We start from the raw sequence: 22,031 nt of genomic DNA, 5'->3' as shown, positions 1-22,031 counted from the left end.
AAGAAACGATTTTAACGAAAAGGGGAACGACGATGGAACAACATTTAATTGCGCTTGATTTAGACGGCACGTTATTAAAAGAGAATAAAACGATTTCTGATCGTACATACGATGTCATTCAACAAGCAAAGCAAGCCGGTCATATCGTTGTCATTGCGACAGGACGACCGTATCGTGCCAGCAAAATGTATTATGAACAACTCGACTTAACGACACCGATCGTTAATTTTAACGGTGCATTCGTCCATCATCCGAAAGACGACAGTTGGGGGATGTACCATACGCCATTGCAGTTAGAAACGGTAAGAGAAATTGTTGAAGTAAGCCGAAAGTACAACGTGCGCAACATTTTAGCCGAAGTGATGGATGATGTTTATTTTCATGAACATGACGAGCAGTTGCTTGATTTATTTAATTTAGGGAACCCAAACGTATATATCGGAAACTTGCATGACATTTTACGTAAAGAGCCGACAAGCATTTTAATTTTATCTGACGAACAAAACGTTGAGCACATTCGCACATATTTGTCAGAAGTGCACGCAAACGTCATCGACCATCGCAGTTGGACAGCCCCGTGGCACGTCATCGAAATCGTCCGTACCGGCATTCATAAAGCGGTCGGTCTTGAAAAAATTGCTTCTTTTTACGGCATCCCACGCGAGCGTGTCATCGCTTTTGGCGATGAAGATAACGATATCGAGATGTTAAAATGGGCAGGCGTAGGCGTTGCGATGGGCAATGCGATTGAACCGCTTAAAGCAATCGCAGACGATGTGACAAAAACAAATGAAGAAGATGGCATCGCTATTTATTTGCAATCATTATTAAAGTTATAAAAAATTCCCTCACGTATTGTAGCGCCATATGCGCAAACTATATGCGACGCCATATGCGTCACAAGCGGCAAACAAGGGGGAATGTCGTGTGGGTAAACGAAATAAATCAAAACGTTTCGTTCAACAAGGTGCCGATGCAGTGTATAAACATGATGAGCGCATTCCATATCATATGACGTATGAAGAAGCGGAACGACGCAAAGCAGAAAAAGCGGATCATGCAAATCTTGGGGGATTTTAATATGGGGAATCCGTTATTTCAACAAGCGAAAAAGGCGGTTGCCAAAGCGAAAGCAGAGCGCACAGAACGCGCGATCGCTGTCGCAAAAAATACGCTTTCATCCGCTTTTGCGAACGCTAACGACGCCGAGCGAAGACAACTACACGATTTACAAGATGAACTTGATACTTTGTAAAAAGCTGCGCACGTCGCGCAGCTTTTACTCTTTTCTAAAAAACCCGACGACTTCTGTCGTTTGCATGATGTTCGTGAACGCTTTCGGGTCGACTTCTTTAATAATGCGCTTTAAATCAAACAATTCATAACGTGTAATGACGATCATTAACATATCTTTATCTTCATTTAAAAATGCACCTTTTGCTGGAATGACAGTAATGCCTCGAATCATTTGCGATTTGATCGCTTGTTTCATCTCTTCCCCTTTTGTCGTAATAATAAGCGCTGTTAATTTTTGATGGCGCGTATGAATCGCATCAATGACGCGCGTTGTCACATATAACGTCACGAGCGTATATAGCGCCTTCTCCCAACCGTACATATATCCAGCCGTTAAAATAATAATCGAGTTAAGCGCAAAAATGTACGTCCCAACAGATCGATCGTTTACGCGCGACAACACGAGCGCAATAATATCTAGTCCCCCTGTCGACGCCCCCCATTTTAACGTCCAACCCGTTCCGACAGCTGCAATGACCCCACCGAATACCGCATTTAATAAAATATCTTCAGAAAGCGAACGAACGGGAATGAGTTCGAGAAATAGCGACATAAATACAACGCTCAAAAAGCTATAAAACGTAAACGACTTCCCTACTTTTTTCCATCCTAAAATAGCGACAGGAATGTTAAATACAAAAAGCAACAAACCTGTCGAAATCGCATAAGGTGTGTAGTCGCCGACAACTTTAGAAATAAGCTGTGCAGCTCCAGCAAACCCGCTCGTATATACGTTCGCTGGAATTAAAAATAAATTCATGCCGATGGCGTTTAATAATCCACCGATGATGACGACAAATAGTTTTTTTACGTCCACAGAACATCCTCCTACAAAGCACTAAGATTGTTTTTTTTCATCATAATCGCTACACTTAAAATAAGTACATACATAGGGGTGATGGAAATGAATATTAAAATTATAGCGGATAGCGGGTGCGATTTGCCACTTTCTTTTATACAAGAAAAACAAATTGCTTTTTTACCGTTAGCTGTACATATAAACGACCGCGACTACGACGACCAACTAACCATTCAACCAAAGCAAGTGTACGATGCGATGCGCAATGGGGATGCACCGAAAACGTCGCAAGCAAAACCTTCACAAATGGAAGAGCTATTTACGACATTCGCCAAAGAAAACATCCCTGCCATTTATATTGCCTTTTCTTCCGCTTTGTCAGGTACATATCAAACAGCTGTCATGATAAAAAACGATGTGCTTGAACAATACCCTCACGCAAAATTGACGGTCATCGACTCGAAATGCGCCTCACTCGGTCTTGGGCTTGTCGTGAAAAAAGCGGTTGAGCTTGCGGAAAGCGACATGCCGTATGAACATGTCGTGACAACCATTGAAACGTATTGTCGTCATATGGAACATATTTTTACGGTCGATGATTTGCAATATTTAGCACGTGGCGGGCGCGTCAGCAAAACAGCGGCGTTTGTCGGTGGAGTATTAAACATTAAACCGCTTCTTCACGTCGAGGACGGAAAGTTAATTCCGATTGAAAAAGTGCGCGGACGGAAAAAAGTACTGAAGCGCATGGTCGAACTTATGCAAGAGCGCGGAGCAGACGTGCAAAACCAACTCATCGGCATTAGTCACGGCGATGACGAACAAACGGCGCTCGAACTAAAAGCGATGATTGAAGAAACGTTCGGTTGCAAACAATTTTTCATTTCTGAAATTGGCGGCGCCATCGGAGCGCATGCTGGTCCAGGCACGATCGCCCTCTTTTTCTTGAATAAACAACTCGAGCAATGATTACACTACTTTTCAAAGGGGGCAAGAATATGACAAGCGATAACGACAAAAAAGCAAAAGACAATAATGCCAAACGACACGAAAAAAATATGGAGCGCGAAAAAAACCGTCAAGCTGGCAAACGCGCCTACTCAAAAGAAACGAATCATTTGTAAAGAAAAAGATGCTCGCGCGGAGCATCTTTTTCTATTTCATTTGAAACTTTGCCATCGTCCGTTGTAAATCATCTGTAAGTTGACGCAACGTCGTCACTTTTTCGCTCATTTTTTTGAACGCTTCTAACTGCTCCACCATCGACGCGGCAATTTCTTCGCTGCCTGCTGCCGATTGTTCAACGACCGCACTAATGCTTTCAACGTTTTGCAAGACGTTTTTGCCAAGCTCTTTCGATTCATTCATGCCGATGACAAGCGCTTGAATATCGGTCGTAATATGGTGTACTTTTTTCTCAATAGCACTAAACGCCTCTGTCGTCGTTTCAATGGCTTTCGTTTGTGCTTCAGCAATATCTACCCCACGACGAACGGCTTCGGTGACGTTCGTTAACCCCGATTGAATGAGGTGAACCATCTCAAAAATTTGGCTTGTCGCTTTCGATGATTCTTCCGCAAGTTTGCGCACTTCTTCAGCGACAACCGCAAACCCTTTTCCTGCTTCTCCTGCTCGCGCCGCTTCAATCGCCGCATTCAACGCCAATAAGTTCGTTTGCGTTGCAATGTCGGATACTGCTTTTGCCATATCTTCAATTTTTCTTGCATACGTCGCAAACTGTTCCGTCGATTGTTCAATAGAGGCAGTCGCCTGTGCATTTTCATCAATAAACGCTTTTTGTTCCGCTAACGCCGCTTGACCGTGCACAATCGCTTCGACCGCTTCATCGCTATAACGAGCCGTTTGTTCAGTGCGCCCAACGTTTTCTTGTACAGTATGTTCCATTCGTTCAATGAGTTGTACCGCATGTTGTAAATCTTCAGAAATGCTTTGCGCTCCAGCGGACAATTCGTTTGTTGATACAGCTACTTGATTATTAATTTCTGTTAACGTTTTTGTTTCCTCATCAATTTCTTTCGCAAACGCCTCTACTTGCTTACTGACTGTATCAACCGATTGAAGCAAGCCATTCAGCTGATCAGCCATCGTTGCAAATGCTTCATTTAAATCAGCAAGCTCGTCTCTCCCGCTATACTTCACAGTCTCAATACGCAAATCGCCGCTTGCAATTTGTTTCGCATTTTCAGCGATTTTTCTTAGCGGCACCGTAATTTTTTGTGTTAGTCTAAATCCGCTAAATCCTGCAAACAATAACACCACTGCAATCGCAATAATCGAAATCGTAATAACGCCTGAAATTTGTTTTTGTAACGTTTGTTGCATGTACGTATAATATTCGCTCACATATGTGTTGACGACATATATATCGTTTAATACCCCTTCTGCTCGCATCGATTGGCGGCGAATTTCTGCTACGTTCCGCCCATCAAGTGCCGCTTTCGATTCTTTAGCTAGCACGTCAAATTTTTTATTCGCTTGTTCAAGTGCAGCACGAATGTACGATTGGGTCAGTCCTTTATTTAATACGCGAAGCAACTTTTCTGATTCTTCCAAATGAATAAGTACTTCTTGTTTATTTCCTTCTGTTGGGCTATACGCATAGTTGCTTAAACTTTGCTTCGTCGCTTTCAGCTCTGCTTGTAAATGTTGCGCCTTCATCATAAGCGGCACGAAATCTTGGTTGGACGATTGAATCGAAAGCATATTTATAATAATAAACACAATAATAGCGCCGGCAATGACTGGCGTTGCTAATGAATGAAATAATAATCGTTGTTTAATCGACATCGTATCCCTCCTTTATTGCGTGATGCCGTTTGTCGCTTTTTCTTTCCATTTTTCAAGCGTCGCCTGTTGCTCTGGACTGAGCGTCACGACACGAATCGGTGCTAAATCGACGCCGTTTTCTTTTAACCCAAGTTCGACCGTTCCTTTTGGCACTTCTTTCTTTTCAACATACTGTTTAATGACCGTATATAACGCAACATCTACATTTTTTAACATCGATGTGACCACCGCTTTTTCCGCATAAAAATATTGGTCGCTATCGACACCGATCGCGTACTTTTTGTTCATCTCCGCCTCGCGTAGCACCCCGACACCTGTAAACCCAGCCGCCGCATACAACACATCTGCGCCGTTGGCAATCATTTGTTTGGCAATTTGTGCTCCAAGCTTGTCATCGCCAAAATTGCCGGCATACACTTCTTGCACGTTTGCTTCTGGCTTCACCGCTTTTACCCCTTGAATAAAGCCGTTCGCAAACTTCCGAATCAATGGCACATCCGCTCCACCAACGAAGCCGACGTTGTTTGTTTTCGTCAGCATTGCTGCGACAACACCTGCTAAAAAGCTCCCTTCATCTTCTTTAAACGTAATGGACGTAATGTTTGGGAGGTTAGATACCGCGTCAATTAATATAAATTGCTGTTTCGGATATTTTTTTGCGACTTTTTCTAAATCTTGTTGCACCATAAAGCCAAGTCCGATGACGAGATCGTTTCCTGCTTCAACAAGTTCTGTTAACCCTTTTTCATACGTTCCTGTTTCTTTTAACTCACGGTAGTCAAAAAAGATGCCGAGCTCATCTCTCGCTTTCATTAACCCTTGAAATGCCGAGTCGCTAAATGATTGATCGCCAAGTCCGACGTCTGATAACATAATGCCAATTTTCACACGCTCTTTCGGCTGAAAGGAGCTCGTTTGTGAACACCCAGCGGCAAGCAACAAAACGAATGCCATCATGAGTGAAATGATTTTTTTCATAAAATTCCCTCATCTCCTTATCTTTCGATCAAATCCTACTTCATTTATTATATCGACAACATTCGACAGTTTGTTTACTTTTTATATATAAAGATTTTGTAAAGTTGTTCATATGTCAACAATCGACTATAATGGAAACACAACGAATTTATATTGAGGTGATGTATATGTCAAAAGAAAGTTCATTTGATATTGTGTCGAAAGTCGATTTGTCAGAAGTAACAAACGCCATCAACATCGCGTTAAAAGAAATTCAAAACCGCTATGATTTTAAAGGAAGCAAAAGCGACATTTCGCTTGAAAAAGATGAACTCATTTTCATTTCTGATGATGAATTTAAGCTCGAACAACTCAAAGACGTGCTCATCGGCAAGCTCATTAAGCGCGGTGTGCCAACGAAAAACATTCAATACGGAAAAATAGAACCTGCTTCTGGCGGAACGGTGCGCCAACGTGCCAAACTCGTCCAAGGCATCGACAAAGACAACGCGAAAAAAATTAACACAATCATTAAAAATACAGGCTTGAAAGTAAAAAGTCAAATTCAAGAAGATCAAATTCGCGTCAGCGGCAAAAGTAAAGACGATCTACAAAAAGTGATCGCCGCCATTCGCGAAGCAGACTTGCCAATCGACGTCCAATTCGTCAACTATCGTTAAGAGGGCAACACGCCTTCTTTTTTATTTTCAAATAAAATAGTTGAATATTTCTAAAAAATCAGTTACATTTATGAGTAACTTCATACAACATCTTATCGAGAGAAGGGGAGGGACTGGCCCGATGAACCTTCAGCAACCTGACGATCGTCAAGGTGCTAAGTCCAGACAAGCGATTCGCTTGGAAGATAAGAAGGAGCGCACAACGTCTTCTTCTTATGAAGAAGACGTTTTAGTTTGAAAAAGAAACGGAGGAATGGACGTGGGACTGTTAGACGATTTAAAACAACGCATCGTCATCGCCGACGGAGCGATGGGAACGTTATTATATGCGCACGGCATCGACCGTTGCTTTGAAGAATTAAACGTAACAAAACCGGAAGAAATCGTTCATATTCACGAAGCGTATATCGAAGCAGGCGCTGAAGTGATCCAAACGAACACGTACGGCGCCAACTATGTGAAACTTGCTCGCTACGGTTTGCAGGACGATGTAAAAGAAATCAATAAAGCGGCTGTCCAACTTGCAAAACAAGCAGCAAAAGGACGTGCCTACGTCCTCGGTACGATCGGAGGATTGCGCAGCACAAACAAAAGTACGATTTCGCTTGAAGAAGTGAAACGGACGTTTCGGGAACAGTTGTATGTCCTGTTAAGCGAAGACGTTGACGGGCTTTTACTTGAAACGTATTACGATTTCGAAGAATTACAAACCGTTCTTTCCATCGCTCGTAAAGAAACGACGTTGCCGATCATCGCCCACGTCACGCTTCATGACATTGGCGTCTTGCAACATGGCATGCCGCTTACCGAGGCGCTTCGTCAATTAGAACAACTTGGTGCCGATGTCGTCGGCTTAAACTGCCATCTCGGTCCGTATCATATGTTGCGCTCGCTCGAAGAAGTACCGATTCCAACGCGCGCCTTTTTATCGGTGTACCCGAATGCGAGTTTGCCACAATATCGCGACGGTCGATTCATTTACGAAACGAGCGAACAATATTTTGAAGAAACGGCACGGGCGTTTCGTGATCAAGGGGTTCGACTCATTGGCGGCTGTTGCGGCACGACGCCAAAACATATTGCCGCGATTGCTCGCGCCCTTCCCGATCGCACACCTGTATATAAAAAAGAAGTGAAACAACGGCATACCATTGTCGTTCAAGAAGCAGAACAAACGAAACAACCTTCCCTTGCCGATATTGCACGCACGCGACGGTCGATTATCGTCGAGCTCGATCCGCCAAAAAAACTCGGCTTAACGAAATTTTTAGAAGGCGCAAAAGCATTAAAAGACGCACATATTGACGCACTAACGCTTGCCGACAACTCGCTTGCGACACCTCGCATTAGCAACGTCGCTGTCGGAACAATCGTCAAACAACAACTAAATATGCGCCCACTTATTCATATTACGTGCCGCGACCGCAATTTAATCGGTTTACAGTCGCATTTAATGGGACTTCATACGCTCGGCATGACCGATGTACTCGCTTTAACAGGCGACCCGTCCAAAGTAGGCGATTTCCCTGGCGCAACGTCCGTATATGATTTATCATCGTTTGACCTCATTTCGTTAATTCGGCAATTTAACGAAGGGCTTTCGTACTCGGGTAAACCGCTCGGACAAAAAACGAACTTTTCCATCGCTGCGGCCTTTAACCCGAACGTGCGCCACTTAGATAAAGCGGTCAAGCGGCTAGAGAAAAAAATTGAATGCGGGGCGCACTACTTTTTAACACAACCGCTGTATAGCGAAAAACAAATCAAAGACGTATATGAAGCGACAAAACATTTACCAACGCCGATTTACATCGGCATCATGCCAATTACAAGCGCGCGCAACGCTGACTTTTTACATCATGAAGTGCCAGGCATTACGCTGTCAGACGACATTCGTGCCCGCATGGCTACGTGCGCCAACGATCCTGTTCAATCAACAAAAGAAGGCTTGGCGATCGCCAAATCACTCATCGATGCAGCATTCGATTTATTCCAAGGCATTTATTTAATTACACCATTTTTACGTTACGATATGACGGTCGAACTCGTTCGCTACATTCATGAAAAAGAGCGGCTCACAAAAGAAAGGACGGTTTATCATGGCTAGTTTATTTGAACAGCTTGAGAAAAAAATTTTAATTATTGACGGTGCGATGGGAACGATGATTCAAGCAGCCAACTTAACAGCGGACGATTTTGGCGGTGAAGCGTACGAAGGATGTAACGAATATTTAACACTCACTGCTCCGCACGTCATTTCACATATTCATGAAGCTTATTTTGCCGCAGGAGCAGACATCGTTGAAACGAATACGTTCGGAGCGACACGCATCGTCTTAGACGAATACAACCTCGGCCATTTGGCGCTTGAATTAAATATCGAAGCCGCGAAACTCGCGAAACGCGCGGCAGAAAAATATACGACGACTGCACACCCGCGCTTTGTCGCTGGCTCGATAGGTCCGACGACAAAAACGCTGTCCGTCACAGGGGGAGCAACGTTTGCTGAACTCGTTTCTTCCTACGAAGAACAAGCGCGCGGCTTACTGCTTGGCGGCGTCGATTTGTTGTTGTTAGAAACGTGCCAAGATACGTTAAACGTGAAAGCTGCTTTTCTCGGCATTACCGAAGCGTTCAAAACGGTTGGAAAGCAAGTGCCGCTTATGATTTCTGGAACGATTGAACCGATGGGAACAACGCTTGCCGGGCAAACGATCGAATCGTTTTTTATTTCCATTCAACATATGAAGCCATTTGCGGTCGGTTTAAACTGCGCAACAGGTCCTGAATTTATGACCGATCATTTGCGCTCGCTCGCTTCATTAGCGAACACGGCCGTCAGCTGTTATCCGAATGCCGGTCTTCCAGACGAAGAAGGACATTATCACGAAACACCGGACATGCTCGCGAAAAAAATTCGCCAATTTGCCGAAAAAGGATGGTTAAATATCGTCGGCGGCTGCTGCGGAACGACGCCGGAACATATTCGCGCCATTGCCGAAGCTGTGCGTGACATCCCACCGCGCACGATTCCGAAGCAGTTTGCGGTGCACGCCGTCTCTGGCATCGATGCGCTTATTTACGACGAAACGATGCGCCCGCTTTTTGTCGGCGAACGAACGAACGTCATCGGCTCGCGCAAATTTAAGCGGCTCATCGCCGAAGGAAAATATGAAGAAGCGGCAGAAATTGCCCGCGCTCAAGTAAAAAACGGGGCGCACGTTATCGACATTTGTTTAGCGGACCCTGACCGCGATGAAAAAGAAGATATGGAGCAATTTATTCAACAAGTCGTGAAAAAAGTGAAAGTGCCGCTTGTGATCGACTCGACCGATGAAGACGTCATCGCCTGCGCATTGTCGTATTCGCAAGGAAAAGCGATCATTAACTCCATTAATTTAGAAGACGGAGAAGAGCGGTTTGAAAAAATTGTTCCGCTTCTTCATCAATACGGGGCAGCGGTCGTCGTCGGCACGATTGACGAACAAGGGATGGCGATTGACGCAAAACGAAAGCTAGACATCGCCCTTCGTTCGTACGATTTGCTCGTCAACAAATACGGTGTTTCACCACACGACATTATTTTCGATCCGCTCGTTTTTCCGATCGGCACAGGAGACGAACAATATATTGGCGCAGCAAAAGAGACGATCGAAGGCATTCGGCTCATTAAACAACATTTGCCAAACTGTTTAACGATGCTCGGCATTAGTAACGTTTCCTTCGGTTTGCCACCTGTCGGACGCGAAGTGTTAAACTCCGTCTTTTTATACCATTGCACACAAGCCGGACTTGATTATGCAATCGTCAATACAGAAAAATTAGAGCGATTCGCTTCCATTCCAGAAGAAGAAGTACGCTTAGCCGAGGCATTGTTATTTGACACGAATGATGAAACGTTAAACGCGTTTATTCAATTTTATCGCGATAAAACAAAACAGCCAAAACAAGCAAACGTCCATATGACGTTAGAAGAACGGCTCGCCACATACGTCATTGAAGGAACGAAAGACGGACTGATCGAAGATTTGACGCTCGCTTTACAAACGTACAGCCCGCTTGACATTATTAACGGGCCGCTCATGAACGGAATGGATGAAGTCGGTCGCTTGTTTAATGATAACCAGCTTATCGTTGCCGAAGTGCTGCAAAGCGCAGAAGTGATGAAAGCAGCAGTCGCCTTTTTAGAACCGCATATGGAGAAAAATGAAACGAGCGTGAAAGGAAAAGTGTTGCTTGCGACCGTCAAAGGCGATGTGCACGACATCGGCAAAAATTTAGTCGACATCATTTTAAGCAACAACGGGTTTCGCGTCGTCGATTTAGGCATTAAAGTAACACCGCAACAGCTCATCGAAGCGGTGCGTCACGAACAGCCCGATATGATCGGCTTATCGGGGTTGCTTGTGAAATCCGCACAACAAATGGTGCTCACTGCGCAAGACTTAAAACAAGCGGGCATTTCGCTACCGATTTTAGTCGGCGGTGCAGCGCTATCGCGCAAATTTACCGATACAAAAATTGCCCCAGAATATGACGGCATCGTTTTATATGCGAAAGACGCGATGGAAGGACTTACGCTTGCGAATCGCATCGTCCAACAAGACATCACCTATGAGAAAAAAGAAAAAATCGAACATGTCACAAAACGACAAAGCGCCGTCGCCGTTATGACAAAATCGAACGTGAAGCCAGCACCCGTTTATGTTCCGACCGATACAGAGCGACATATATTGCAACACATTCCGCTTTCCCATATTGAACCGTACGTCAATTGGCAAATGCTTCTTGGTCACCATCTCGGTTTAAAAGGAAGCGTAAAAAAGCTGCTGGCGGAAGGAAATGAAAAAGCGACGATGTTAAAAGAGTTGATCGACGAACTGCTCGCTGAAGCCAAACAAACAACGTCACTTGCACTAAAAGCGGTATATCAATTTTTCCCAGCAAAAAGCGACGGCAATACGGTCATCATTTACGACCCACGCGATCAACAAACGGTTATCGAGACATTTACGTTTCCAAGACAAACGAAAGCACCGTATTTATGTTTAGCCGACTATCTTTCTAATGAACAAATCGACTACGTCGGACTATTTGCCGTCACCGCTGGCCGAGGCGTGCGCGATTTAGCCCAACGTTTCAAAGAAGAAGGGCAGTTTTTAAAAAGCCACGCGATTCAAGCGTTAGCGCTTGAACTAGCGGAAGGATTAGCCGAGCGCGTTCATCAAATTATGCGCGACCGTTGGGGCTTTCCTGATTCGCCTGATTTTACAATGGAAGAACGGTTTGCGGCAAAATACCAAGGACAACGTTTTTCTTTCGGTTATCCTGCTTGTCCAAATCTTGAAGACCAAGAAAAGCTGTTCCGCCTTTTACGCCCAGAAGAAATCGGCATTCATTTAACGGAAGGCTATATGATGGAACCAGAGGCGTCCGTTTCAGCGATCGTCTTCGCCCATCCGGAGGCAAGATACTTTAACGTATTGTGAAAAAGCTGATCGCCATCAGCTTTTTCACAATATCCATTCTTTATAAATCAATCCCTTTCATCGCTTGAACGCCTTGATGATAGTAATGTTTCACTTCTTTCATTTCCGTCACTAAATCAGCAAGTTGAATGATGTCCTCTTTTGCACCTCTTCCTGTCACGACAACATGCGTATGCGCTGGCTTATTCAGCAACGTATGCACAACATCTTGAAGTGGCAAAACATCATCAATCGGAAACGATGTAATCGCTAACGCGACGTTTAGCTCATCTAAAATAACGATATCGTACTCTCCTGACAGCACACGTTCTTTCGCGAGCGCCCACCCTTTTTGTAACGCTTCGCGATGCTCGGTCGGCGTTTTCGTCCATGTAAATCCTACACCTGTTTGATGCACGCCAATGCCGAGCTGCTGTAATACTTTCGCCTCACCATATGGACGGTGCGGCGACTTAATGAATTGAATGACAATCACTTTTTTTCCATGTCCTGCCGCGCGAACAGCAAGACCGACTGCTGCAGTCGTTTTCCCTTTTCCGTCTCCCGTATAAACAATCACCACGTTTCTTCCACCCACTTTAACCGATCATGCAGCTTCACAACATCCCCGACGACAATAATGGCAGGAGAAGAAAGTTTTTTCTCTTGTACGATGTCAACAATCGTTTGTAACGTGCCAACGACCGTCCGCTGCTTATTTGTCGTTGCCCATTCAATTACTGCGACAGGTGTATGGCCATCTTTTCCATGACGTTGCAGCTGTTCACAAATGTAACCGATATTTCCCATCCCCATATAAAATACAATTGTATCCGTCGCATGACTGAGCGCATCCCAGCGAATGCGATCACGTTCCCCGCTTTGGTGTCCCGCAATAAACGTGACTCCACCCGCATAGTTGCGATGCGTCACCGGAATGCCCGCATATGCTGGCGCTGCCACACCAGCTGTCACACCCGGCACGATTTCATACGGAATGCCATGTGCTCGTAAATATTCTGCTTCTTCGCCGCCGCGACCGAACATAAACGGATCACCACCTTTTAACCGAACGACCGTTTTTCCTTTCATTGCATATTCCACAAGCCATTTGTGAATTTGTTGTTGAATGTTTCCGTGCTTTTTTGGCTCTTTGCCACAATATAAAAACTCTGTTTCTTCTTTCGCATAAGTTAACAACTGCGTATTGACGAGCCGATCGTAAATAATAACGTCCGCCTTTTCGATACACTCCCGTCCATATAAAGTAATCAGCTTCGGATCACCAGGACCTGCACCAACAATGTATACTTTTCCTTTATTCATGATGATCGCTCCCAGTTGATACGTTAGCTGACGAAAATGTCGCCATACGAAGCATCGCCATTGCCATATTGACAATCGGAAAGGCGACCGCTGCTCCGCTTCCTTCGCCAAGGCGCATATGTAAACGAACGAGCGGCTCTTTGTTTAACAACTGAAGGGCGATGCGATGCCCTGGCTCCACAGACTCATGACTAGCAATCATATAATGAACGACGTCTTCATCAAAACGTGTCGCAACAAGTGCGGCAACGGTACAAATAAAACCGTCAAGCAAAATTGGAATGCGCCGCTCCGCCGCTGCAATCATCGCCCCTGCCATCGCTGCAATTTCAAGTCCGCCGATTTTTGTCAATAAATCAATCGGATCAGACGCTTTCGGCTGATGAAGCATAAGTGCTCGTTCAATGACTGCCCGTTTATGTTTCACCGCCTCATTATGAATGCCTGTTCCTTTCCCGACAAGCTCTGCAACGTGGCGACCGCTCATTGCCGCTAACAATGCACTTGCAGTTGTCGTATTTCCGATTCCCATTTCCCCAACGATCAAACAACGAATACCGCTGTCAATCATTCGGTTTCCTTGCCGATATCCGACTTGCACTGCTCGCTCTGCGTCTTCTTTCGTCATCGCTTTTTCGTACGCAAAATTGTTCGTTCCGTACGCCACTTTTTCATTGATGACGCTTTCTTCATGAATATCAACCGCCACACCAACATCGACAACTGCAAACGTGGCGTCAATTTGTTTACTAAATACGTTAATCGCGGCTCCGCCACGTGCAAAATTAAGCACCATTTGCGCCGTTACTTCTTGCGGATAAGCAGACACCCCTTCTTTTGCGATGCCGTGATCGGCTGCAAAGACGAGCACGCCCGGCGGTGTCACGCGCGGAAAACGTTCCCCTGTCATTTTCGCAACCTCGATCGCTAGTTCCTCAAGCCGTCCGAGACTGCCACGCGGCTTTGTTAGTTGATCAATATAGTTGCGCACTTCTTCCCCGATTTGTTTATAAAGCATGATCCTCTCCCCCTTGAAATGCGATCATTTTTTGTTCAATCGCTTTTACATCGACATGTGTTTCAATGCAATTTGCCAGATCATCGAATGCTTGCTCACGTAATTGCCGATAAAGCGGTCGCTCCACTAGTGGTGGAAGCTGTTTTTTGCACCGCATATCATTTAACAAGTAATGACGAAACGCATCGTTATGAAACAAATCGTGCATATACGTTCCGATCACGCGCTCATCTTTCGTTTTACACCCATCTGTTTTTCCGTTGAGCAAAATAAGTGGCTCACCGTGTTTCACGATCGAACGTCCCATATGAATTTCATATCCTTTTACATGAAACGTTTTGTTTTTATAGGTTAATCTTCCTTCGCATAACACCGTCGTTTTTTCACACGAAAGCGTCGTTGCCACCGGCAACAAACTTAATCCATCTATATCATCGAGCGGTGTTTCGACATGAAACGGATCTTTGATGCGCTCACCAAGCATTTGATAGCCGCCGCAAATGCCGATGATCGTCACATCCGTTCGCTCATACAAACGCTGGATGTCAGAAAACAACCCTGTTTCTCTTAAAAATTGAACGTCTTCAATCGTATTTTTACTTCCGGGCAAAATAAGTATATCGGGCTCTCCTAATACCGACACATCGGTCACAAACCGCACCGAACAATCCGGTTCAGCAAAAAACGGATCGACGTCTGTAAAGTTCGACAGGCGCGGATATTGAATGACCGCAACATCAATCGCTTTCGTATCGTCTTTTTTTGTCGCATACCGGGAAAGCACGACCGAATCTTCAGCATCGATTCGCATCGGCACGTACGGCACAACACCGAGCACCGGCACACCTGTATATTGTTCAAACCAACGCAATCCAGGCTGAAGAAGCGAAGCATCGCCGCGAAATTTATTAATAATGACCCCGATGACACGCTTGCGGTCTTTTTCCTCTAATAGCTGCAACGTGCCAACTAAACTCGCAAACACTCCACCGCGCTCAATATCGCCAACAAGCACGACAGGCGCATTCGCCATACGCGCCACGCGCATATTCACGAGCTCGCGATCGTTTAAATTTACTTCCGCTGGGCTGCCAGCTCCTTCAATGACAAGACGATCGTATTGTTGCATCAATGTGTCGAGCGACTGTCGAACGAGCTCAAGACCGATATTAAAAAACTCGTTGCGATAAGCGGTCGCTTTCATATTTGCATACGGTTTTCCATGCACGACAATTTGCGCTTCTTGATCGCGGCTCGGCTTAATTAAAATCGGGTTCATATGCGTCGTTGCCAACACACCTGCCGCTTCCGCTTGTACCCCTTGCGCGCGCCCGATTTCTTTTCCATCGACTGTCACATATGAATTGAGCGACATATTTTGTGATTTAAACGGTGCCGTCTTCCAGCCGTTTCGTGCAAAAATGCGGCAAAAAGCGGTCGCAATGACACTTTTTCCAGCATCCGAATGTGTTCCTTGAAACATAATCGGAAGCGCCTTACGCATCGCACTTCACCTCTTCACACGTTTTCAGCCATCGTTCAACAATCGAAGGGTTGGATGGAAAATAAAAATGAACGTAACCAGCGACGAGGCGTTTGTCCATATAACCATCTTTTTTGCATCCGCGCAACCCTTTTGCTTCATACGCAAACTTCCCTTCCGTTCTCGGAATAAATGTTGAATAATGAAATTCGTGCCCTTTCGCTCGATCTTGTTCAAACAAAAAGTTTCCTTCTGCTCCCATCACTTCGCGATAGCCGAGCGCCGCAAGCGTTCGTTGCATGCGCACATGCCCAGGAATGACGCCGACCATTTCGTAATATTGCCCAGCTGTCGTCACGATCCCTTCTGTTAAATACATAAATCCCCCGCACTCCGCAAGCGTCGGCAAACCACTTTCAATCACTTCGACAATCGACTGTTTTACTTCTTCATGACGCGCCAGTTCCGCGGCAAATTCCTCTGGAAATCCCCCTCCAATGTACAAACCGTCAACGTCATCTGGTACACGTTCGCCGGCAAGCGGTGAAAAGTACACGAGCGTCGCTCCATACGCCTGAAGCATCTCCAAATTTTCTTCGTAGTAAAAATGAAATGCGGCATCTTTCGCGATGGCAATACGCACGTCATACGTTTGCTTCGGTTTAAAAAAAGGCGCGCTTGATAGATCATTCGCCTCCGCCAATTCCCATATTGCATCCAAATCAACCGTTTTAGACGTTCGCTTGCCAAGCTCATCAAAAAACGGCTGAAGTTCTCCTCGTTCGACAGATGGAACAAGACCTAAATGGCGCTCTGGAATCGTTACATCGCTCTCTTTTTGCAAATAGCCGACGACAGGAATGTGACATTGTTGTTCAATCGCTTCTTTCACAAGCCGAAAATGCCCTTCGCTTCCGACCCGATTCGCAATGACGCCAACGATTCGAACGCGCTCATGAAACGATTGAAAGCCGCGTACAATCGCTGCGGCGCTACGCGCCATTCCTGAACAATCAACGACTAATAAGACAGGGCTTTCGGTCATGATGCTAATTTCCGCAGTCGATCCTTCATTTGTTGTCGCCCACTTTCCATCAAATAGCCCCATAACCCCTTCAATAATGGAAAGATCCGCTCCTTCGCTTCCTCTTTTGCATACGTCGCGCACAACGTTTTCATTCCCCATCCAACTATCTAAATTGCGCGAACGTCTCCCCGTCACGGCGGTATGATACGTTGGATCAATGTAATCTGGTCCACATTTAAATCCTTGAACAACATATCCTTTTTGTTTAAATGCGCTCATTAATCCGAGCGTCACCGTTGTTTTCCCAACACCACTTCCCGTTCCCGCCACGACAATTCTTCTCACCGCTCTCCCTCCCATAGCGCAACGGAAATCGTCACGTTACCGCTTTTTTTCTTCGTTAAAACAAGTTGTTGTTGTCCGCTATATCGCTTCGCGGCAGGTTCGCTGACGCCGTATGCCCCTACATAACGAAACACTGTTTCAGACGGTTCGTCGATCGGGACAGCGTTTAATTGTTCTGCCGTGTAAAAAATAAGCGGCCAGTTATATTTATTTGCGACAGCTAATAAACCTTCCTCGTCCTTTTTTAAATCAATTGTGCATAATGCTTTCACGCTTTTCATAGAGAAGCGGAGCTGCTGCAACGTATCGCAAATCACTCGTTCAATCTCTTCTGCACTCGTTCCGCGATTGCATCCGATGCCGATGACAATCACTTTCGGACGATACAACACCCCGTTTTGTAAAATGTCTTCTTCTTCTTTTTCAAGCAAGCGATGCGTCACAACGAGCGCCGCATCCGGCTCCGCTTCAAGCGCTTCGGCAACCGAAGCATACTGCCGAATGTTTGATGGAATCGGCGTATCATACGTCCACCAATTGCGCTCTCCTGATTCTTGTACAATCGCAACATGTTGCTCATTAACAACCGCAGCGCTCACAGGCGTCAAATTGTTTTCATTTTCCCATTCCCACCCGAACGAGCGACCGAATAAATCAACCGCAATCGTTCGCTGTACATCGGATGCTGTCGTAATGACCGGACGAGCGTCAAGCAAATTCGCCACTTTTCTTGTCAGCTCATTGGCTCCTCCTAAATGACCAGATAATACACTAATGACATGTTCTGCTTTATCATCAATCACTACAACGGCAGGATCTGTTTTTTTATCTTTTAATAGCGGAGCAATCATGCGCACAACAGCACCGAGTGAAATGATAAGAATGAGCCCGCGATATGCGGAAAACAATTCCGCCAACAGAAAGCGAACGTTTCCCGAAAATAAATGAATGCCTTTTTTCGCTTCGTCGCCTTTTGCAAATTTATCAGTGTAATAAATGTGCGCATGCGGAAGTTGGTCATACAGTTTTCTTGCGATTTCTACCCCATGTTTCGTAATCGCTACAACGGCATACATTTTACTTCTCTCCTTTACGATAGCCGTGTGTAAATGTTTCATCGTACAATTTAGAACGACATGATTCATCAAGTTCGTTAGAAAGGGCCCAACCTGCTAAAATAAGTGCATGTTGTCGAATGCCATGGCGCTGCATATCTTCATGAAGCGTACCAACAGTCGAACGCACGACTTTTTCGTCCGGCCACGTCGCTTTATATACAACAACGACAGGGGTATGCTCACTCCAGCCAGCTTCAAGAAATGCAGCTGTCACTTTTTTTGTTAACGTTGCACTTAAAAAAAGAGCAATCGTACAATGATGTTCAGCGAGCAAAGTGAGCTTCTCCTTTTCTGGAACCGGTGTTCTTCCTTCCGCACGTGTTAAAATAACCGTTTGCGTCAAATTAGGTACGGTCAACTCCATTTGCGCCGCAGCGGCAGCAGCGAATACAGAACTAACTCCCGGAACAATTTCGACGTCAATGCCTTCTTTTTTCAAAAGTACGATTTGTTCCATCGTTGCTCCATAAATTGATGGATCACCTGTATGAAGACGAACGACCATCTTCCCGCTTCTCACTTCTTCACACATAAGTGAGACAATTTGCTTTAAATGCATGCCCGATGTCCGAAAAATGCGCGCGTCTTTTTTTGCATATGTAAGCAATTCATCATTGACAAGCGAATCCGTATAAAAAATGGCATCCGCTCGCTGCAACAACTTCATTCCTCTGACTGTAATTAAATCGCTCGCTCCCGGACCAGCTCCAACAATATATATTTTCACTTTCTCACCACCATTAACGTTAAATATGGCAACGACACATGTTCTAATTGCTCAATGTCCCATATGACCTCTTCATGAGACGTCACTTTTGTCACGACTGCCGCTTGCTTCACCAAATTCATCTCTTTTAAAAGAGAGAGAAGGAGTGGCATGACTTTTGCTACTTTTAAAAATACGACGCACTCGTGCTCTTGAATCGCTTTTTTCATCGCATCATAATCATCGCGTGCGGGAACGATAGCGATCGTTTCATCGCCGTCCGCTAGCGGCAACTGCAGGCGTGCTGCTGCGCCATTTATAGATGAAATGCCGGGAACAATTTCAATTGACACGTCTGGATATTTTATTTGCATCGTGCGCATAAAATGAATAAATGTGCTATATAAAAGTGGATCGCCTTCTGTCACAAACGCCACATGTTTCCCCTCACGCAAATAAGTCCATACCGTTTCGACTGTTTCATTCCATTTTTCACGCAATACATTTTCGTCTTTCGTCATTGGAAAAACGAGACCAAGCATCTCTTTTTCCGCTGAAGAAAAGTACGCATCAACAATTTGTTGCGCATAACTTTTACTGCCATTCGTCTTTTTTGGATAAGCAATCACGTGCGCTTCTTTCAATCGCCGAAATGCTTTGACTGTCAATAGTTCTGGATCGCCCGGTCCGACACCAATGCCATATAACGTACCGATCACTTGCTTTCCCCCTTTCGTGCTGAAATAATATATATCGGGTTTAATGCATCAAACCGTGTCAATTGTAAAATTGGCTTGCTTCGTGAAAACTGAGCGAGCAAAATATCGACATCGTAACCGTGATGACGTAACGCATCTGTCGCTTCATATAACGTTTCGATTGTGACCGCATTGATGACGATGCGTCCCCCTTGTTTTAACCGCGTGCAACAAACTGCAATAATATCCCGTAAACTTCCTGATGTCCCCCCAATAAAGACGGCATCTGGATCAGGAAACTGCTCTAAATGTTCTGGCGCTCGACCGTGCACGAGTGTAAAGTCTGTGCGGAATTTTTTCATATTTTTCCGACATATTTCAATATCTAACGCGTTTTTCTCAACAGCAAATACCGCTCCTTCCCGAGCGATTTTCGCCGCTTCAATAGCGACCGATCCTGTGCACGTACCAATGTCCCATACGACACTTTTTTCATGGAGGCGAAGTGCTTGCAAGCTTAATACACGCACTTCTTTTTTCGTAATGAGCCCTTTTTCTGGTTTTCTCTGAAAAAACTCTTCATCCTCTATACCAAACGTCCAGCTCGGTTCTTTATTTACACGTCGTAAAACGACGATATTTAATGGGGAAAACGATGTATGCATCATATCCTCTAATGTAAAAAAGCGACAACGCTCGTTCTCCCCACCAAGATTTTCGCCAACAAACGCCTCATATTCCGTCATTCCATATTCTAAAAGATATGAAGCAATCGCACGCGGATCGTTCGTTTCATCTGTTAAAATAGCTACTTTTTCTTTTCCATCTATACGCTGAGCAAACCCTTTCATCGAACGTCCATGTAAACTAACAACGTACGCATCATGCCAACTTTCCCCTATTTTCGCAAACGCCCATTGGAGTGAACTGATAGAGGGATATACTTCAATCGGAACTTTTTTCGCTAAATAACTACCGATTCCGTAAAATAACGGATCACCTGATGCTAAAACGACCGTTTTTTTCGGCTCGTTTACAAGCGTTTCAAAAAGTGATGATAAGTTGCTTCGAATAACAATTTTTTCCCCTTTGTAGTGAGGAAAAAAAGACAGCTGCCTTTCTCCGCCCACGAGCCGCTCGCTCTCATGAATCCATCGTTCATACAGGGAAGGAAGAGAATCTGTCCCATCAGCTCCAATTCCGATTAATTTCATTCGCTCCATCGTTTCGCACCGCCCTTCCTAACCGTTGTCCTTTTAACGTATAAAGCGTCGTTTCAATGACCATTCCACCATGCACTTCCCGCAACGCATGTTGACAACAATAATCACATAACAAATCGAAAAACGACATATATCCTGCTGCGTACATCATATCTCCAACTTGTGACGCTGTATTCGCTTGTTTCACCGCTTCAATGAGAGGTGGCGGAGCACCTGCTTGCTTCGCAACATCTGCTAAAAAATGAAAATCGACAGGAGCACTTTTCGAGTGCACCATCATTACTCCTTGAGCGACTTTTGAAAATTTCCCCATCATCCCAACGAGCGATATAGTTTTCATACCGAGACGCTTACATTGTTTCAGCGTAAAACCGACGAAATCTCCCATCTCAATAAACGCTTCTTCTGGAAGATGGCTATATTGCATCATCGCATATTTTTCACTTCGTCCTCCTGTAGTAATAACCACATGGTCACAACCACACGCGACGGCAACTTCAAGCGCACGCACAATACTTGCTCGATAAGCAGATGTCGAAAACGGGACGACGATGCCGCGGGTGCCTAAAATAGAAATGCCGCCAATAATGCCGAGACGACCATTTAACGTTTTCTTCGCAATTTCTTCTCCGTTCGGTACGGAAATAACAATGCGTACCCCACGCTTCACACCGTATTCCGTAAGCAACTCGTGAACAACATCGGTCATCATTTGCCGTGGTACCGGATTAATGGCCGCTTCGCCAACTGGAACGGGAAGTCCGGGCTTTGTTACTCTACCGACCCCTTCTCCTCCATCAATAAGAATGCCTTCGTCGATCCAGCTAACTGTCGCAACAATGGAAGCACCGTGCGTCACATCAGGGTCGTCCCCCCCATCTTTCACCACGGTCGCACTCGCTCGATCTTTCTCCATTTCACAAGAAACGATCGGGAAAGTGACTTCCCGCCCGATCGGCAACATAATTGTCGCTTCTGTTTGTTTGATGCCGGTAATAAGCGCACATAACGCCGCTTTTGTCGCAGCCGTTGCACATGCCCCGGTCGTATACCCCTCACGTAATTTTCCCTTTTCCATA

At 45.1% G+C, this 22,031-nt stretch carries 21 protein-coding genes and 1 riboswitch; of the genes, 8 read left to right on the top strand and 13 right to left on the bottom strand.

The features are described 5' to 3' along the window. Positions 1-32: 32 nt before the first annotated feature. The 3 genes from HNQ82_RS07575 to HNQ82_RS07565 all read left to right on the top strand — a co-directional run bounded on the left by HNQ82_RS07575 (position 33) and on the right by HNQ82_RS07565 (position 1,255). Positions 33-839: a Cof-type HAD-IIB family hydrolase gene (locus HNQ82_RS07575; RefSeq protein ID WP_183248526.1), complete on the top strand. Its 807-nt coding sequence runs from the start codon at positions 33-35 to the stop codon at positions 837-839. 88 nt (positions 840-927) lie between these two features. After that, a complete protein-coding gene (locus tag HNQ82_RS07570) occupies positions 928-1,080 on the top strand; it encodes a hypothetical protein (RefSeq protein ID WP_167338088.1) in 153 nt (50 codons plus the stop codon). Between the two features lies 1 nt (position 1,081). After that, a complete protein-coding gene (locus tag HNQ82_RS07565) occupies positions 1,082-1,255 on the top strand; it encodes a DUF3813 domain-containing protein (protein WP_183248524.1) in 174 nt (57 codons plus the stop codon). 24 nt (positions 1,256-1,279) lie between these two features. Here HNQ82_RS07565 and HNQ82_RS07560 read toward each other — a convergent pair whose 3' ends face one another. Then, complete coding sequence (locus tag HNQ82_RS07560; RefSeq protein ID WP_032100789.1) at positions 1,280-2,113, bottom strand: YitT family protein; 834 nt, start codon at positions 2,111-2,113, stop codon at positions 1,280-1,282. Positions 2,114-2,200: 87 nt separating this feature from the next. On the opposite strand from HNQ82_RS07560, the gene HNQ82_RS07555 reads away from it, so the two are divergent. Together HNQ82_RS07555 and HNQ82_RS07550 are read left to right on the top strand one after the other, a co-directional pair. Beyond that, entirely contained in the window at positions 2,201-3,064 is an 864-nt protein-coding gene (locus HNQ82_RS07555) for a DegV family protein (RefSeq protein ID WP_032100790.1), read from the top strand. Positions 3,065-3,093: 29 nt separating this feature from the next. Beyond that, positions 3,094-3,219, top strand: a complete 126-nt coding sequence (locus HNQ82_RS07550) for a DUF3941 domain-containing protein (protein WP_003395443.1) — start codon at positions 3,094-3,096, stop codon at positions 3,217-3,219. A 31-nt stretch (positions 3,220-3,250) separates the two neighbouring features. On the opposite strand, the gene HNQ82_RS07545 is transcribed toward HNQ82_RS07550, so the two are convergent. Both HNQ82_RS07545 and HNQ82_RS07540 read right to left on the bottom strand, forming a co-directional pair. Beyond that, complete coding sequence (locus HNQ82_RS07545) at positions 3,251-4,903, bottom strand: methyl-accepting chemotaxis protein (RefSeq protein WP_183248522.1); 1,653 nt, start codon at positions 4,901-4,903, stop codon at positions 3,251-3,253. Between the two features lie 12 nt (positions 4,904-4,915). Beyond that, positions 4,916-5,881 (bottom strand): BMP family lipoprotein, encoded by a 966-nt coding sequence (locus tag HNQ82_RS07540; protein ID WP_183248520.1) that lies wholly within the window; start codon positions 5,879-5,881, stop codon positions 4,916-4,918. A gap of 167 nt (positions 5,882-6,048) precedes the next feature. Here HNQ82_RS07540 and HNQ82_RS07535 point away from each other — a divergent pair, with 167 nt between their 5' ends. The 3 genes from HNQ82_RS07535 (at position 6,049) to metH (ending at position 12,029) form a co-directional block, all read left to right on the top strand. Continuing rightward, positions 6,049-6,540 carry a YajQ family cyclic di-GMP-binding protein gene (locus tag HNQ82_RS07535; RefSeq protein WP_032100792.1) on the top strand — a complete coding sequence of 164 codons (492 nt, stop codon included), beginning with the start codon at positions 6,049-6,051 and terminating at the stop codon, positions 6,538-6,540. 89 nt (positions 6,541-6,629) lie between these two features. Then, positions 6,630-6,732: riboswitch (SAM riboswitch) on the top strand. Between the two features lie 67 nt (positions 6,733-6,799). Next, complete coding sequence (locus tag HNQ82_RS07530; RefSeq protein WP_183248518.1) at positions 6,800-8,647, top strand: bifunctional homocysteine S-methyltransferase/methylenetetrahydrofolate reductase; 1,848 nt, start codon at positions 6,800-6,802, stop codon at positions 8,645-8,647. Further along, a complete protein-coding gene (gene metH, locus HNQ82_RS07525) occupies positions 8,640-12,029 on the top strand; it encodes a methionine synthase (protein ID WP_183248517.1) in 3,390 nt (1,129 codons plus the stop codon). Before HNQ82_RS07530 ends, metH begins: the two co-directional genes overlap by 8 nt. A 40-nt stretch (positions 12,030-12,069) precedes the next feature. Here the strand turns inward: metH and cobO are convergent, their stop codons facing one another. The 10 genes from cobO to HNQ82_RS07475 are packed head-to-tail and all read right to left on the bottom strand — an operon-like array spanning position 12,070 to position 22,030. Next, entirely contained in the window at positions 12,070-12,591 is a 522-nt protein-coding gene (cobO, locus tag HNQ82_RS07520) for a cob(I)yrinic acid a,c-diamide adenosyltransferase (protein ID WP_080730293.1), read from the bottom strand. Beyond that, positions 12,585-13,334: a uroporphyrinogen-III C-methyltransferase gene (gene cobA / locus HNQ82_RS07515; protein ID WP_183248515.1), complete on the bottom strand. Its 750-nt coding sequence runs from the start codon at positions 13,332-13,334 to the stop codon at positions 12,585-12,587. The genes cobO and cobA overlap by 7 nt, the downstream gene beginning before the upstream one ends. Beyond that, a complete protein-coding gene (gene cobT / locus HNQ82_RS07510; protein ID WP_183248513.1) occupies positions 13,327-14,352 on the bottom strand; it encodes a nicotinate-nucleotide--dimethylbenzimidazole phosphoribosyltransferase in 1,026 nt (341 codons plus the stop codon). Before cobT ends, cobA begins: the two co-directional genes overlap by 8 nt. Continuing rightward, entirely contained in the window at positions 14,342-15,856 is a 1,515-nt protein-coding gene (locus HNQ82_RS07505; protein ID WP_183248511.1) for a cobyric acid synthase, read from the bottom strand. The genes cobT and HNQ82_RS07505 overlap by 11 nt, the downstream gene beginning before the upstream one ends. After that, complete coding sequence (locus tag HNQ82_RS07500; RefSeq protein WP_183248509.1) at positions 15,849-17,222, bottom strand: cobyrinic acid a,c-diamide synthase CobB; 1,374 nt, start codon at positions 17,220-17,222, stop codon at positions 15,849-15,851. The genes HNQ82_RS07505 and HNQ82_RS07500 overlap by 8 nt, the downstream gene beginning before the upstream one ends. Beyond that, positions 17,204-18,283, bottom strand: a complete 1,080-nt coding sequence (locus HNQ82_RS07495) for a cobalt-precorrin 5A hydrolase (protein WP_183248507.1) — start codon at positions 18,281-18,283, stop codon at positions 17,204-17,206. Before HNQ82_RS07495 ends, HNQ82_RS07500 begins: the two co-directional genes overlap by 19 nt. A 1-nt stretch (position 18,284) precedes the next feature. Continuing rightward, on the bottom strand, positions 18,285-19,052 hold the full coding sequence (gene cobM, locus HNQ82_RS07490) for a precorrin-4 C(11)-methyltransferase (protein WP_183248505.1): 768 nt from the start codon (positions 19,050-19,052) through the stop codon (positions 18,285-18,287). Then, positions 19,049-19,750 (bottom strand): precorrin-2 C(20)-methyltransferase, encoded by a 702-nt coding sequence (gene cobI, locus HNQ82_RS07485; protein WP_183248503.1) that lies wholly within the window; start codon positions 19,748-19,750, stop codon positions 19,049-19,051. The genes cobM and cobI overlap by 4 nt, the downstream gene beginning before the upstream one ends. Next, complete coding sequence (cbiE, locus tag HNQ82_RS07480) at positions 19,747-20,952, bottom strand: precorrin-6y C5,15-methyltransferase (decarboxylating) subunit CbiE (protein WP_183248501.1); 1,206 nt, start codon at positions 20,950-20,952, stop codon at positions 19,747-19,749. The genes cobI and cbiE overlap by 4 nt, the downstream gene beginning before the upstream one ends. Continuing rightward, positions 20,918-22,030 carry a cobalt-precorrin-5B (C(1))-methyltransferase gene (locus tag HNQ82_RS07475; RefSeq protein WP_183248499.1) on the bottom strand — a complete coding sequence of 371 codons (1,113 nt, stop codon included), beginning with the start codon at positions 22,028-22,030 and terminating at the stop codon, positions 20,918-20,920. The genes cbiE and HNQ82_RS07475 overlap by 35 nt, the downstream gene beginning before the upstream one ends. Between the last annotated feature and the right edge of the window lies 1 nt (position 22,031).

Origin of the sequence: Anoxybacillus tengchongensis (genome assembly GCF_014201585.1) — a bacterium.
Taxonomy (GTDB): Bacteria; Bacillota; Bacilli; order Bacillales; family Anoxybacillaceae; genus Anoxybacillus; species Anoxybacillus tengchongensis.
This window is presented reverse-complemented; position numbering and strand designations above follow the sequence as displayed.